The organism is Actinocrinis sp. (assembly GCF_035938995.1).
In the GTDB taxonomy this organism is placed as follows: Bacteria; Actinomycetota; Actinomycetes; order Streptomycetales; family Catenulisporaceae; genus DASZGI01.
Map to the genome: position 1 here is coordinate 1 of NZ_DASZGI010000211.1, position 14,348 is coordinate 14,348.

The 14,348-nt window shown below is 68.7% G+C and carries 12 protein-coding genes and 1 pseudogene; 11 read left to right on the top strand and 2 right to left on the bottom strand.

Annotated elements, in window-relative coordinates; genetic code table 11:
• Nucleotides 1–164 precede the first annotated feature (164 nt).
• From VGZ32_RS15015 to VGZ32_RS15025, 3 genes are all read left to right on the top strand, one after another.
• Complete coding sequence (locus VGZ32_RS15015; RefSeq protein WP_326886656.1) at nucleotides 165–1,895, top strand: discoidin domain-containing protein; 1,731 nt, start codon at nucleotides 165–167, stop codon at nucleotides 1,893–1,895.
• Between the two features lie 205 nt (nucleotides 1,896–2,100).
• On the top strand, nucleotides 2,101–3,123 hold the full coding sequence (locus VGZ32_RS15020) for an SMP-30/gluconolactonase/LRE family protein (RefSeq protein ID WP_326886644.1): 1,023 nt from the start codon (nucleotides 2,101–2,103) through the stop codon (nucleotides 3,121–3,123).
• Between the two features lie 89 nt (nucleotides 3,124–3,212).
• The gene (locus VGZ32_RS15025; protein ID WP_326886645.1) at nucleotides 3,213–3,824 is read left to right on the top strand and encodes a hypothetical protein; all 612 of its coding nucleotides are present in this window, start codon (nucleotides 3,213–3,215) and stop codon (nucleotides 3,822–3,824) included.
• Nucleotides 3,825–3,986: 162 nt separating this feature from the next.
• On the opposite strand, the gene VGZ32_RS15030 is transcribed toward VGZ32_RS15025, so the two are convergent.
• Complete coding sequence (locus tag VGZ32_RS15030) at nucleotides 3,987–6,029, bottom strand: hypothetical protein (RefSeq protein ID WP_326886646.1); 2,043 nt, start codon at nucleotides 6,027–6,029, stop codon at nucleotides 3,987–3,989.
• 179 nt (nucleotides 6,030–6,208) lie between these two features.
• Nucleotides 6,209–6,670: an Lrp/AsnC family transcriptional regulator gene (locus VGZ32_RS15035; protein WP_326886647.1), complete on the bottom strand. Its 462-nt coding sequence runs from the start codon at nucleotides 6,668–6,670 to the stop codon at nucleotides 6,209–6,211.
• 79 nt (nucleotides 6,671–6,749) lie between these two features.
• Here VGZ32_RS15035 and VGZ32_RS15040 point away from each other — a divergent pair, with 79 nt between their 5' ends.
• From VGZ32_RS15040 to VGZ32_RS15075, 8 genes and pseudogenes are all read left to right on the top strand, one after another.
• A complete protein-coding gene (locus tag VGZ32_RS15040) occupies nucleotides 6,750–7,484 on the top strand; it encodes an AzlC family ABC transporter permease (protein WP_326886648.1) in 735 nt (244 codons plus the stop codon).
• Nucleotides 7,484–7,780 carry an AzlD domain-containing protein gene (locus VGZ32_RS15045; protein ID WP_326886649.1) on the top strand — a complete coding sequence of 99 codons (297 nt, stop codon included), beginning with the start codon at nucleotides 7,484–7,486 and terminating at the stop codon, nucleotides 7,778–7,780. The genes VGZ32_RS15040 and VGZ32_RS15045 overlap by 1 nt, the downstream gene beginning before the upstream one ends.
• A 303-nt stretch (nucleotides 7,781–8,083) precedes the next feature.
• Entirely contained in the window at nucleotides 8,084–9,136 is a 1,053-nt protein-coding gene (locus VGZ32_RS15050; protein WP_326886650.1) for a phytanoyl-CoA dioxygenase family protein, read from the top strand.
• Nucleotides 9,133–10,494 (top strand): DUF6271 family protein, encoded by a 1,362-nt coding sequence (locus tag VGZ32_RS15055; RefSeq protein ID WP_326886651.1) that lies wholly within the window; start codon nucleotides 9,133–9,135, stop codon nucleotides 10,492–10,494. Before VGZ32_RS15050 ends, VGZ32_RS15055 begins: the two co-directional genes overlap by 4 nt.
• Entirely contained in the window at nucleotides 10,478–12,202 is a 1,725-nt protein-coding gene (locus VGZ32_RS15060) for a GNAT family N-acetyltransferase (protein WP_326886652.1), read from the top strand. The genes VGZ32_RS15055 and VGZ32_RS15060 overlap by 17 nt, the downstream gene beginning before the upstream one ends.
• A gap of 11 nt (nucleotides 12,203–12,213) precedes the next feature.
• Nucleotides 12,214–13,464, top strand: coding sequence for an MFS transporter (locus tag VGZ32_RS15065; protein WP_326886653.1), 1,251 nt, complete (start codon nucleotides 12,214–12,216; stop codon nucleotides 13,462–13,464).
• A 365-nt stretch (nucleotides 13,465–13,829) separates the two neighbouring features.
• A complete protein-coding gene (locus VGZ32_RS15070; protein ID WP_326886654.1) occupies nucleotides 13,830–14,099 on the top strand; it encodes a type II toxin-antitoxin system prevent-host-death family antitoxin in 270 nt (89 codons plus the stop codon).
• Nucleotides 14,089–14,348: pseudogene (locus VGZ32_RS15075) on the top strand (VapC toxin family PIN domain ribonuclease); the annotation flags it as partial. The gene VGZ32_RS15070 and the pseudogene VGZ32_RS15075, both read left to right, overlap by 11 nt.

Here is a 14,348-nt window from a genome sequence, read left to right on the forward strand (position 1 = left end):
CGCAACCATCCCATCTTGGAGAGCGCTCTCCGAACACTTGCCCACCCCTCTCGACGGTAAAGCTGGAGAAGCCAATGAAGGCACTCTCCTCCGCCGCGTTAACGCATCGGAGATCCCTACCGCGCTGGGCGCGCGCTGCCACAGCCGTGGTCGCAGCGCTCGGCATGACCGTGTACATGCTCGTCGCGTTCACCACCGAGGCGCACGCCGCGCCCACCCTGCTGTCGCAGGGCAAGCCCACCACCGCCTCGTCGCAGGAGAACGCCGGCACGCCGGCGGCCAACGCCACCGACGGCAACACCGGCACCCGCTGGTCCTCAGCGTTCTCCGACCCGCAGTGGCTGGAGGTCGACCTGGGCGCCTCCGCGAGCATCACGCAGGTCGTGCTGAACTGGGAGACCGCGTACGCCACCGCGTTCCAGATCCAGACCTCGAACGACAACGCGAACTGGACCTCGATCTACTCGACCACCACCGGCACCGGCGGGGTACAGACCCTCAACATCACCGGGTCGGGCCGGTACGTGCGCATGTACGGCACCACCCGTGCCACTCAGTGGGGCTACTCGCTCTGGGAGTTCCAGGTCTACGGAAGCTTCGGATCCTCCAACGGCTGCGGCACGACCAACGCCGCTCTCAACCATCCGGCCACTGCCTCCTCCCTGGAGAACGCCACCTTCCCCGCCTCCAACGCCGTCGACGGCAACACCGGCACCCGCTGGTCCAGCCAGTTCAGCGACCCGCAATGGCTCCAGATCGACCTGGGATCGACCCAGTCGATCTGCCAAGTCGTCATCCAATGGGAGACGGCCTCCGGCAAGGCGTATCAGATCCAGGTGTCCAACGACGCCGCCAACTGGACCACGATCTACTCCACCACCACCGGCCCCGGCGGTACCGAAACCCTGAACGTCACCGGCACCGGACGCTACATCCGCATGTACGGCACACAGCGCAACACCCAATGGGGATACTCCATCTGGGAATTCCAGGTCTTCACCACCGCGGGCAGCACCGGTAGCCCATCACCCTCCCCCTCGTCGACCGGCGGTTCGGGGAACGGCGCGCCACCGGCCGCGTTCTGGGGCGACACCGGCAGCATCCCCGCGGCGACCCACGTGCTCGAAGTCAAGGTGACCAACCAGACGAACGGCCAGTACCCGGACAGCCAGGTCTACTGGAGCTTCAACGGACAGACGGAGTCGATCGCGCAGCAGCCGTACATCGACATGCCCGCGAACTCGGCCGGCCGGATGTACTTCTATCTCGGCACCCCGAACGGCCAGTACTACGACTTCATCGAGTTCACCGTCGGAGCGTCCTCGATCAACGTGGACACCACGCGGGTCGACCGGTTCGGTCTGAAGCTCGCCCTGCTCCTCCACGGCCATGACGGCTCGGACCAGGAGGTCGGCGAGAACTACGCGACCTTCCAGGAGAGCCGGTCGGCCACGTTCCAGCGCTTCCAGAACTCGGTCCCGACCGAGTTCAAGGAACTGGCCACCGACCAGGCGCCCTATGGCATCCCGTCGCCGGGTAACGACCCGGCGTTCCAGACCGGCGGCGCGTACGCGAACTACTTCAGCAGCTACGCGGCGGCCAACGGCGACACCAGCGACTCCACCGCGCAGATCTTCGGCTGCGGCGGCACACTGGCCGCCAACCCGCCGCTGTGCGCCGGCCTGAACCGGCACGTCGCCCAGCTGCCGACCGCGCAGCAATCGATCCCGAGCAACTTCTACCAGGCCGCTCCGGCGAACTACTACGCGCAGTTCTGGCACCAGAACGCGATCAACAACGTCCAGTACGGCTTCCCGTACGACGACGACGCGGGCCAGTCCTCCGACATCTCGGTGAACAACCCGCAGTACATGGTTGTGGCGGTCGGCTGGTAGCTACCAGTTGATCAGCAACCTGTGAATCAAACTGCATGGAAACGGGGCGCGGCGGCCGTCTTCGGACGGCCGCCGTCGCGTCGCCTAGAAGGAGAGCGCTCTCCCGGCTCGGCTCCGGACTGGCCCGTAGTGAGCGCGCCCGGAAGCGCTCATACTGGCCGGACGCCTCCGCATCGACGCGTGAGCCGCCCGCGAGGAGAAGCCGATGGCCGACGCCCGCTTCCGCGCCGTGCGCTGGAATCCACCGCCACCTTCGCGTCCCGTGCCGCGCCGCTCAGACCCGCGCACGCTTCCACCGCTCCGGCGGATCCCGCTGCCGGGCGAAGGGCCGGAACACCTGGCACTCGGCGCGTCCGGTGAGATCGTCGTGGGACTGGCGGACGGTCGGATCGTCAGCGTGCCGCCCGACGCGACCGATGCTGGCCAGGCCCGTCTGCTCGCGGACACCGGCGGACGGCCTTTGGGCATCGAGCGATACGGCGACGACGCGTTCGTGGTCTGCGACGCCGAGCGCGGCCTGCTGCGCGTGGCGGCCTCGCCTGGACCGGGCGTGGAAGTGCTCTGCGACACCGTCGGCGGTGACCGGCTGACCTTCTGCAGCAACGCCGCCGTCGCCGGGGACGGGACCATCTACTTCACCCAGTCCTCCCAGCGCTTCGGACTGGCACGCTACAAGGCCGACTTGCTCGAGCACACCGGCACCGGCCGGGTCCTGCGCTACCGGGACGGCGCGGTCGACGTCCTCCTGGACGGGCTGCACTTCGCCAACGGCGTGGTCGTCTCCCCGGACGAGCAGAGCCTGGTCGTCGCCGACATGGGTGGCTACCGGCTGGTCCGCCTCTGGCTGACCGGACCGATGGCCGGAACCAGCCAGACCCTCGTCGGCGAACTTCCGGGCTTCCCCGACAATCTGACGATCACCGACGACGGGCTGGTCTGGGTCGGCATGGCCAGCCCGCGCGACGCGCTGCTCGACTGGCTGCTCCCCCGGCCGCCGTGGCTGCGCTCGCTCCTGGCGGCGACACCTCAACGGCTGCTTCCCGGGCCGAAGGACCTGGCCTGGGCGCTGGCCGTCGATCAGAGCGGCGAGGTCGTGCACGACCTGCGCGGATGGCAGGTCGGGTACCGCGGGGTGACCGCCGCCCGCCAGGATGGGGACCGGCTCTACCTTGGCAGCCTGACCGAACGCGCGGTCGCCGTGCTCGACCTGCCGAAGACGCACGGGTAGCCCGTCCGCGCCGCCGGACCGGAGCGACCATAATCGTCTTCGTCGGAGCGGAAGGGACAGGAATGGTCGACTGGGGCACACTGGCGAACGTGGCCACGGCAGGGGGCACGGCATTGTTGGCCGTCTCCACCTTCTCCTCGACGCGCTCGGCCAACGCCGCGGCCCGCAGCGCCGAGCGCGGGCTGCTCGACGGGCTGCGGCCGATCCTGGTGCCCACGCGCTGGAACGACCCGGTCGAGAAAGTGCGCTTCGCCGACGGGCGGTGGCTGGCCGTGCCCGGTGGCCGGGCCGTGCTCGAGGTGACAGACGAGGCGGTCTACCTGGTCATCTCGCTGCGCAACGTGGGTCGCGGCGTGGGCGTCCTGCACGGCTGGGACGTACTGGTGGATCCGATGGGACCGCACGGCGACCCCGCGGACTTCCACATGCTGACCCGCGACATCTACGTCGCCGCCGGGGACGGCGGGTTCTGCCAGGTGGCGCTGCGCGATCCGGGCGCGGACCAGTTCGCCCAGCTGACTGAGCGGTCCAAGGACGGGCAGCCGTTCAGCATCGACGTGCTCTACGGCGACACCGAGGGCGGGCAGCGGATGATCACCCGGCTCGGGCTGTCCCACCACCCGTCCCAGGACACCGAGGACAATGCGTGGGCGGTGTCCGCGGGCCGCCACTTCAACGTCGACCGCGCCGATCCACGCTGACCCGCGCCGGCTGCATCAACCGCTCTCGTCAACGCCAACAGGCGTCGGTGCGCGGCTCACGTCGTAGGGGCATAGCCGCCGAAGAGCGCGCGGCGGGGAAGAGGGCCTTCCCCGCCGCGCGCTCTTGCCTTCGCCGCCATCAACCTCGGCGGGCCCGCATCGCTAGCTACCGCTCCGAGCGAATGTCCACTGCGCCGACTGCTGCGCAATGTGGTTGACGGAGATCGTCAGGGCATTGCCCTGACACTGATAGGTGTCTCCGGCCCCCGGCGCGTCGCCGACGCCGTCCCCGCCGCCGCCGCTCTGGGCCTCGTACTGGCTCACGCTGATCGGGCCGAGATCGAAGGTGATCGGCGAGGTCACGTGGACGGTCACCGAAATGCCGCCGACGTTGAGCGTGCCCTGACGTACCGTCAGCACGCCGGTGGAGGCTCCAGCCGCGGGTAGCGTGATCACCGCGGATTCCTGGCCGTCGTACTTGAACGACCCCGCGGTGCCGGCCTGGCCGGTGAAGTCGACCGGCTGCATGCCGCTGAGGACCAGCGTGAAGGTGCCCCCAGGCGTGACGGTCAGGCTCGCACCGGCTCCACCAGAGGCCGTGATGCCGCCTTGCGCGGCGAGCCCGGTCCCAGTCCACGAACCCACCAGGCACGGCTTGTTCGGCTTCTTACAGGCGTCGGCCAGCGTCATCCCCACGGCCTGCACCGAACCCGCCTTCAGGCCGCCGGTGACGGTGACGTAGTGCTCGCCGGACGCCATCGCGGTGAACTGGGTTCCGTCTCCAGCGCTGCCCGTCGGGCACTGGCAGGCCGAGCCCAGAGTGCAGTAGAGCGCCCCTCCGGCGGTGCTGAGCACCGCGTCCGTCCCCCCGTCCAGGCTGATCCGCCCGCTCGCCCCGGCGCCCGGGTTGAACTGCACGACCTGCGCGTTGACGTCGACCTGCTCGATCGCGGGCGATGCGGGCTTGGCCGCGAGCGTGACGGCGCCGCCGTCGTTCAGCGCCCCCTGCGCGAGGGCGTCGGTGTAAGGGGGCAGATTCGGTCCGGTGGTGTTCCACGCGGCGCCCGGGTAGCGGCCCGTGGCGTATCCCGAGCCCCAGGAGTCCAAGAACTGCTGGGTGATCCCGGCCGCGTTCCACCCCGCGCTGTTCGCGTTGCCGCCGGCCACGAACGCGGCGCCGATCGGGTCGATGACCTTCCAGACGTCCGTGCCCGTCTCGGCGAGATGGGCGTAGAAGCCGATGGCGTCGTAAGAGCGCTGGAACAGCGGCGTGCCCGAGGTGTCGAGGTAGGAGACCCAGTACTTGGTCGATTTCGGATCTCCGGTGCCGAGCGCGGTCATCACCCACGTCGGCACGCCCTCGAGGTACCACGCCGGCATGGCGTTGTAGTCGAGGCCGAACTTGCCGAAGAGGAAGCAGTGCATCACCTCGTGGATGAGGAAGTTGCTTCGGTCGGCGTCGGTGTAGCCCGGGCCGAGCGCGAGCGGGTTGACGTGGATCGTGCAGCCCGTCACAGCGCCGGTCGCGGTACTGGTGCCCGCACAGGCCCAGGTGTACATCAGGCTATTGCCTTCGAGCTGGCCGGTGTTGACCGCGAAGTGCACGTCGAGGCCCAGGGAGCGGCCCAGATGCGCGGCGATCGAGCTCTCGATCCCGGCCAGCTGCGCCCGGTATGGCGTCGCACCCGCGGAATCCGCGGTCAGGCAGGGAAGCTGAGGGTTCGGGCCGGGCGACGGCGTCGCGGCCCGCACGGCGGCTGCCTCGACGGCGCCGCCGCTCCCCCGCACGAAGGCGGCCGGATTGTTCCCGCCGGACGCACCGGCCAAGTCCGTGCGCACCGCCTGCTGCTGAGCCGGACTCAGCTGGCTCCACTTGCCCAGCACCCAACTCACCGCGAGCGTCCCGGACGGAATCGGCCCGGCGGCTCCGGCGGGCGGCGCCGCGCCGGGGATCGGGCCGACCGCCAGCGAGAACGCCGACAGGGCGGTGGAGAGCGTGACCGTCCCATCCGGCTGCACCTGCGCCAAGGTGCGCTCCCATGCCGACGGCTGTTGCGAACCGGCCACGGCCTTCGGCGCCGCGGCCTTGCCCGAACATCCTGACACTGACATTCCCAGCAGCGCCGCGAGCGCGCTCGCGACACCGATGCCGATCACTGCGCGGCGGCGTGACCCACCGGCCGTCCCGGCGAATTGCAGACCCACTGAAACCCACTCCCCCATCCGTTGAATCCACTGGCCCCTATAAGTGTCAGAAGACGCCGACGCGGACAACTTCCCCGCGGGACGACTTTCGGGCAGCGGAAACCGGCCTTTCGGGCGGTCCGGGTCTCGATCTCGGACTCAGCCTGCCAACGTCAGCCGTCCGACCTCCCCGCACCCGATCATTGCGGCCCGGGGAGCAGGCGCCGCCCCGCCTTCACCGTCTTCATCGTGATCTGCGACGTCATCCGGGTCAGCCCGGGCAGCGCGCCGAGCTTGTTGATCAGGAAGCCCTCATAGGCGTCCTGATCGGCCACCGCGACGCGGATGAGGTAGTCCGGCTCGCCGAACATGCGCAGGCACTCGACCACCTCGTCGAGCTGCGCCACTCCCGCCTCGAACGCCTCGACGATCGGCCGGACGTTCTGACTCAGCCAGGCGTGCACGATCACCTGGAAGCCGCGCCCCACCGCGGCCGGATCGATCTCGGCGTGGTACCCCGCGATCACGCCGGCCGTCTCCAGAGCCTTGACCCGCCGCAGACACGGCGACGGGCTCAGCCGCACTCGCTCGGCCAGTTCCACGTTCGGCAGCCGGCCGTCTTCCTGGAGGTGGTACAGAATTGCGCGATCAACACGATCCATGACACTATATGCTACCGAATAGGGCCAGTGAGCATACATTAGCAATCGTGTGCGCATAGTTCAGCACTAACCTGCCTGCGTGGAGACTACTCTCGCACCGGCGCCCGCCCAGTCAACCCGCCTCGCCCTCCGCGGCCCGCTCGCCCGCGACGTGTTCGGGATCGCCGCCCCGGCCGGCGCCTTCGCGCTGTCGTTCGGCGCGCTGGCGACGAGCACCGGGTTCTCCGTCGCGCAGACCTGCGTGCTGTCTCTGCTGATGTTCACCGGCGGCTCGCAGTTCGCCCTCGTCAGCGCGGTGGCCTCGGGCAGCGCCGCGCTGCCCGCGACGACGGTCGCCGTCCTGCTCGGCGCGCGCAACGCGCTCTACGGCCTGAGGCTGTCCGGCCTGCTGCGCGTATCCGGACTGCGCAGGCTCGCGGCGGCGCAGCTGGTGATCGACGAGAGCGCCGCGATGGCCACCGCGCAGCGCGACCCGGAGTCGGGGCGGATCGCGTTCCGGGCCACCGGCCTGGCCATCTTCGTCCTCTGGAACGCTGGAACCCTGATCGGCGCCATCGCCGGGCGCGCCCTGCCCGATCCATCCGCCCTCGGCCTTGACGCCGCCGCCCCCGCAGCGTTCCTGGCGCTGCTCGCACCGCGCGTGCGGACCCGGGACACCCGGCTCACCGCGCTGACGGCGGCGGTCGTCACCCTCGCACTCATCCCGGTCACGCCGATCGGTGTTCCCGTCGTCGCGGCCGCGCTCGTGGCTGTCACCGTGGGAATGCGTACACCTGCCCATCGCTCCCGCCGCGCCGACACGGCAGGCCGCTGATGTGGCCCGCCGTGCTGATCGGAAGTATCAGCTGCTATCTGCTCAAGCTCGCCGGCCTGCTGATTCCTGAGCGGCTGCTCGAGAAGCCGATTGTCCAGCGGCTCGCGGCGCTGGCCCCCATCGCGCTGCTGGCCGCGTTGACCGCGATGCAGACGTTCGGCAGCGGGCGGCACCTCGGGCTCGACGCCAGGGCCGGCGGGCTGTGCGCTGCCGCGCTCCTTATCGTGCTGCGCGCGCCGTTCCTCCTCGTCGTGGGCGGCGCCGTGCTGGCCGCCGCACTGATCCGCCTGGCTTAACTTGCACATACGACCGACCGACACCGCGCCTTAATGCGCAGAGAGTTGACACGGGGCATTGGTCTAGTCCACCTTGGTGTTGCGCAACGAGTGGCTGAGCAAGTGCCCTGCTAGGGGCCTTGTCGGCGTGCACGTCGACCCGCGAGACCCGCGACGGCCGACGTGGCGGGCCGTCGTGCGCGCGTCCAACCCAGGTGGGGGAACCCTGTCATCCAACCGTCGCCGCGGTCGGTGCGCCCTATGCGGGCTCACCGACGAATAGCCTCACCGGGCCGCGGCGGGCAAGAACCACGGAGCATCTGCATGGCCCCTGGCTCTCCCCTGCACCGCGCCGCCTCGCACCTCCCGTACTTCAGCGCGGACGCCGACACGTATCTGGCCCCGACACCGCTGCGCGAGCTTCGCAAAGACCTTCCGCTGCGCGTCCTGTCCGAAGACGACTTCGCCTTCTGGCAGACCTACGGCTACGTCGTGGTGAAGCAGGCGATCTCCGCCGCCGCCGCGATTGACCTGCTGGAGTTCGCGTGGGAGTTCCAAGGGCTCGACCCACACGAGCCGGACTCCTGGTATCCGGAGCGCACGTACCGGTCGCAGCTCGACCAAGACCTGTACATCTACGGTTTCGTCGAGGCCTACCATCATCAGCTGATCTGGGACAGCCGCCAGACGCGCCGCGTCTACGACGCATTCGTCGACGTCTGGGACTGCGAACAGCTGTGGGTCACCCTGGACCGGCTCAACCTGAACCCGCCGAACGTCAAGAACCGCGATCGTGCGCTGATCGCCCCGACCGAGACCGGATTCGACATCGAACTGCACTGGGACGTCGACTCCACCCCCGACGTGCCGCCTCAGCGGGTCCAGGGCGTCATCGCGCTGAACGACACGGCGCCGGAGCTCGGCGGCTTCCAGTGCTCGCCGGAGCTGTTCCGCCGCTTCGACCAGTGGCGGGCCACGGCCCCGGCCGACCGGGACCCGGTCCGACCCGGTGCCGACCGCGCCGAGTTCCCTCTGGTGCGCCCGGAACTCCAGGCCGGGGACCTGCTGATCTGGAACGGCATGCTCGCCCACGGCGTCGCGCCCAACACTTCGGAGAAGGGCGTGCGGGCGGTCCAGTACCTGTCGATGATGCCCGCGCTCGAGTCGCACGTGGCGCTGCGCCGGTCGAGGATCGACTCCTGGCGCCGCCTGAGCACCCCGGACTGGAACAAAACCCTGATCGGCGACGCCGTCGAACACGAGTCGCTCCGATACGGACCCGCCACGCTCACCGACCTCGGCGCCAAGCTACTCGGCCGCACCTCCTGGGACGGCTCAGAGCTTCCGGCCGGCATACAGGACGGAGTACGGGCGTGAAGAAGATCTGCCTTGCTCTGCCTACCAACCGGCCCTGCGCCGACACGGTCGCGGCGCTCGGCGCGGAGGCGCGGTATGCCGCAGCGTACTTCGACGTCGAAGTCCACCTGCTTATCCTCGACTCGACGGACAAACCGACCTTCGAGGCACACGCCGCAGTCCTGCGCGAGGCACCCACCGCGCCGCGCGTGGCCGTGCATCATCTCGACGAGTCCACGCAGCGGGACTTCCTGTGCCGAGCGATCGACCGGGCCGCGCCGGCCAAGCCGGACCTCGTGCTCGACCTCATGCTCCCGGCCGACGTCTCCTACGGCGCCTGCACCAACCGGATCTTCCTCTACGCCAGCGCGCTCGGCTGCGAGTCGGTCCACCGCCGGGACTCCGACAGCCGTTATCAGACCATAGACGGCAGCCCGCTCTTCCCGATCCACCACGAACTCGCCTCACTAGGCAAGCGCGCGATCGATGCGGTGTACGGCGTCTGCAACATCGCGCTCGATCCCGCCGACGCGCACCGGCCGGTCGTCTTGGTCGGCAGCTCGTTCGTCGGGGAGCTCTCGGTGGACATCGGCGAGATCTACGACCTCGACCGCGACGCCTACTTCGACATCGTCAGCCTCTGGGCCCCCGAGCACTGGCCGCACGAGCGCAAGCGCGCGCTCGTCGATGAGTCGTTCCGCGGTGCCGGGACGCAGCCGTTCAGGCGCGATCAGTCGACCCTGACGGTCGTCGACCCCATGCAGATCGACATGTGCAACATCAGTTTCCGGCGCGAGGTGTACGAACGCGTGCCGCTGCTGCCCGCGGCGAACACGATCGGCAGCGACTACTTTCTCATGCACCTGATCTACGACGCCGGACTGCCCGGCGTGGTGCACAACCGTAACATCGTGAACTTCTACACCCCCGAGCGGCGCACCGAGGCCGGCTTCAAGTCCTACCACCTACGGCTGGCGAAGTTCTTCCTGTCGATGCTCTACCTCAACTTCATGTACGAGCGCATGGCCGAGGCAGGCGCAGAGCTGCTCGACGACGGCGGACACGTGCGCCCGGACGCAGTGACCGAACTCGCCCGGCACAGCGCCGAGCTCGACCGAGCCGAAAACGACCGACGGCTGGACGCCCTCGACCGCGCCTACCGCCGGCTCGGCGGCAAGTACGCGGAGGTGGCAGACCTCCTCGCCGCCCAACGCCCACGGCTCCTCGACGAAGCCCAGGCCGACATCGAGGATTTCGCACTTCTGACCGAGGTCTGGCCATCGCTCGTGCGCGCATGCACTGCGACCCCGACCGCCCCGCCCACCGTCCACGCGGCAGCACTCCAGATCCCTCATCCTCGCCATGCCGATCAGTCCTGACCTGCGCGCCGCCCTGGCTGCCTGCGATGAGGATCGGATCATCTTCGACCTCGCCGGAATCGAAGAACGCTACGACTCCGTGCTGCGGGAACTGCCCGGCGTCACCGTGCGCTTCGCGATGAAGGCCTGCCCCGTCGACGCCGTGATCGCCGCTCTTGCCGCGCGGGGCGCCGGAATCGACGCGGCCAGTCCGCAGGAGATCGCGCAGGCGGTCGGCGCGTCCGTGCCGGTCGCGCGGATCCACTACGGCAATACCGCCAAGTCCGATCGGAACATCGCCGACGCGTTCGGGCTCGGCGTGCGCGACTTCGCCACCGACAGCGTGGAGGACGTGCTGGCGATCGCCGCGTACGCGCCCGGCGCCCGCGTGTTCTGCCGCCTCGCCACCACCGGGGACGGGGCGGTGTGGGGCCTGAGCCGGAAGTTCGGCTGCTCAGCCCCTGACGCAGTCTTGATACTCCAAACGGCCCGAAACCTCGACCTGATCCCCGCCGGCCTGTCCGTGCACGTCGGCTCACAGCAGATGAGCGCGGACGCCTGGCGCGCGGCGTTCGACGATCTCGCCGACACGATCGTCGCCCTCCACAAGCGCGGCATCCTGCTGGACCATGTCAACCTCGGCGGAGGCCTGCCCGCTCTCGGCTATCTTGACGGGCTGGCCAAGCCCATGAATCCGCCGCTGGACAAGATCTTCGCCACCATCCGCGAAGGCATGCAACGGCTCACCACTGCCTCCGGTTCTCCGCTCGACTTCGTCATCGAGCCCGGCCGCTACCTCGTCGCGGACCACAGCGCGATCCGCGCTCACGTGTCCCGGCTGGCGTCGCGGCAGTCGCCGACCGGCGACCGGGAGCATTGGCTCTACCTGAGTTGCGGACGATTCAACGGTCTCTATGAAGCCGACGAACTCCGTTTCCCGCTGCTCTTCCCGACGCACGCGGAGCCGGAGCCGGAGACGGAGTACGTGCCCGCAATCGTCGCCGGCCCCACCTGCGACAGCGACGACGTATTCGGGCACGCACGCACCCTCACCAGCGTCCCAAAAAAACTCAGATCCGGAGACCCTGTCTGGATCGCGTTAAGCGGTGCCTATGCCGTCAGCTACGCGACCCAGGGTTTCAACGGAATCAAGCCGACGCCCTGCACAACGATCCGCGGCGCACGCATCCGCCTCATCGAGCCCGCCGACTGGGACGGCATCGTCGAGCTCGAAGCCGAGACCTACGCCGCCCTCGGACTCTCAGAAGGCCGCGACGCGCTCATCTCCAGGGCGCGCATCTCCCCTGATACCTGCTTCGTCCTCGACCTCGACCAAGCGGTCGCAGGCTACGTGCTTGCCATCCCATACCCGCCACAAAGCTTCCCCGACCTAAGCCAGCCGGAGACGGACTCGCGCTCACACCACTCAGCCAACCTGCATCTTCACGACATGGTCGTCGCACCAGCCTTCCGTGGCAGAGGCTTGGCAAAGCGGATGCTGCACCACCTCACGCAGCGTGCTCTAGACCTCCTGTTCGAACGAATCTCACTCGTCGCCGTCGGCGAAAGCGACGCGTTCTGGTCGGCGCAAGGATTCCACCCGCACCTCGAGGTCGACGTGCCGGCAAGCTACGGCCCCCACGCGGTCTACATGTCCACGCGCGTACAACCACTTCCACTTCTCAAAGTTCCCGCCTCGCAATCCACCCTTCCCCCGGCAGGACCGTGAGGCCGAATACCGTGTCCCCTTCTCACGTCACCTTCCGCAGGTCCGGCCTGGCGATCGCGGCACTCTTCGCGCTGCTCGGCTTCCAGTACGCAACCTGGGCCTCACGACTGCCTGCTCTCAAGGCCCGACTCGGTGCCTCCGACGCGGAAATCGGCCTACTGCTCACGGTCTGCGGAATAGGCGCCGCAGCCTCCTTCCCGCTCGTCGCGGCATTGATGAAGCGCCTCGGCTCGCGCCGGCTAGCAGAGCTGTCTGCCCTCTGTCTGTCGCTCCTCCCGCTCGCCCTCGCACTGGCGCCGAACTACCCGACAGCCCTCGCGATCGCGTGCTGCGACGGAGTCGCGGTGGCTTGCCTCGACGTCGCAATGAACGCACAAGGCGCGCAGCTCGAGACCACATATCAGCGCACGGTCATGGCGCGGCTGCATGCAACCTTCAGCGGCGGCGCACTCGCCGGTGCACTGCTCGCCTCAGCCGTGAACGCCGTGACCGCAAACCTGCCCACGCACTTCGCCATCGCCGCAGCACTCCTGCTCACGCTGCTCGGCTTCGCCCACACAGGCATCCTCCCCGACTCCTCCACGCACCCCCCACACACGCCCGAGGAGCCCTCACACTCACCACCCCTGCAGTCCGAGCCCCACCGCCGCCGCCCCATCCCCCCGATCCCATTCCTCTGGATGGGCGCCGCCATGGCGTTCGGCACCATCGTCGAGGGCGCCATGAACGATTGGTCGGCGCTCTACCTCAAAAACGTCGCCAAGGCACCGGCGTCGCTGACTCCCATGGGCATCGCCGTCTTCTCGGTGACGATGGTCCTAGCCCGCCTGATGGCCGATCGCTGGCGCACCCTCCGCGGCGATCGGACCCTGGTCACCATCGGCAGCGCAGCAGCAGGCGGCGGACTCGCAATCGCCGTGCTGATCGGCGGAACACCACCCGCCCTGCTGGGATTCGCCTGCGTCGGACTCGGCATCGCCGCAGTGACCCCGTGCGTCTACAAGGCCGCAGCGGACCGAGGCCCCGACTCCCTCGCAATCGTCGCCGCCATGGGCACGGTCGGCCTGTTAGCTGGTCCCGGCATCATCGGCCTCATCGCCAACGCCAGCGGCCTCGCCTGGGCCATGGCCGCAGTTGCCGCAGCCGCGATCATCGTGTCCCTCTGCGCCACCCGCATCCCCTGGCCCCCAGCACCCGCACCCGCTCACACACCCATCCGCGCCGACGTCACCGCACCCTCCACCCACGCCCAAACATCCTAACCCGCAGCCCTCACGGCCCCCTCAGCCTGACGGATCTTCAGCTCCAACTTTCCGGCGTGTGCTTCCCTATTCCAGGAAATGGCGCGGCACGGCACCGTGGGACATCCGGGCGAACTCCGTGCAGAGATCAGAGATGAAAGGCCACCTCGCGGAGGCGGCCTGACGTTCATCTGATGAGTTGACCTCATGTGGACCTACTCGAACAGGCAAGACCTCGCTGACCAGCTACGACGCACGCGGCTGTGGTTGAGTCGCGGCCTTGCAGCCGACGCGAGAAGCCAAGAGGACCGCGACCGAGCAGGGCTCCCCGCGAAACTGTGCAGCACGCAGTAGCACTGAGTGCCACACGAGGATATGATGTGCTCATGACTGCTCAGCCGGAAATCACCCAGCGCGATCTGCGGAACAGGTCGAAAGAGATCATGGACGCCGTCGAGCACGGCCAAGCATTCACCGTCACGCGAGACGGCCATCGGATCGGTGAACTGATCCCCCTGCGCGGGCGTCGGCGGTTCGTTTCGCGTATGGAGTTCGCCACGATGTCCCGCGGCGCCCCACCTGTCGATCTTGAGGCTTTCCGCGCGGACCAGGACGCCGCCGCCGATCACGATTCAGGTGACCCCTATGCCCGCTGAGCACCGTCGGCAGGGATTGCTCGATACCAACATCGTGATCCTTCGAGCATGGATCGACCCGGCCGAACTACCGGATGAGATGGCCATCACGGCGATCACTCTCGCCGAATTGTCGGCCGGCCCCCACGAAGTGCGCGGCAATGACGAGCAAAGCGCGTATGACGCCGCGGTCGAGCGAGCCCGGCGCATGGACGTGCTCCAGCGCGCCGAGCACGAGTTCGATCCGATTCCGTTCGACACAGAAGCGGC

Excerpts from the sequence above, each read along its gene's own strand:
- VGZ32_RS15015 (WP_326886656.1), top strand. The coding sequence starts at position 165 with ATGACCGTGTACATGCTCGTCGCGTTCACCACCGAGGCGCACGCCGCG.
- VGZ32_RS15020 (WP_326886644.1), top strand. The coding sequence starts at position 2,101 with ATGGCCGACGCCCGCTTCCGCGCCGTGCGCTGGAATCCACCGCCACCT.
- VGZ32_RS15050 (WP_326886650.1), top strand. The coding sequence starts at position 8,084 with ATGGCCCCTGGCTCTCCCCTGCACCGCGCCGCCTCGCACCTCCCGTAC.
- VGZ32_RS15070 (WP_326886654.1), top strand. The coding sequence starts at position 13,830 with ATGACTGCTCAGCCGGAAATCACCCAGCGCGATCTGCGGAACAGGTCG.
- VGZ32_RS15045 (WP_326886649.1), top strand. The coding sequence starts at position 7,484 with ATGTGGCCCGCCGTGCTGATCGGAAGTATCAGCTGCTATCTGCTCAAG.
- VGZ32_RS15060 (WP_326886652.1), top strand. The coding sequence starts at position 10,478 with ATGCCGATCAGTCCTGACCTGCGCGCCGCCCTGGCTGCCTGCGATGAG.
- VGZ32_RS15035 (WP_326886647.1), bottom strand. The coding sequence starts at position 6,670 with ATGGATCGTGTTGATCGCGCAATTCTGTACCACCTCCAGGAAGACGGC.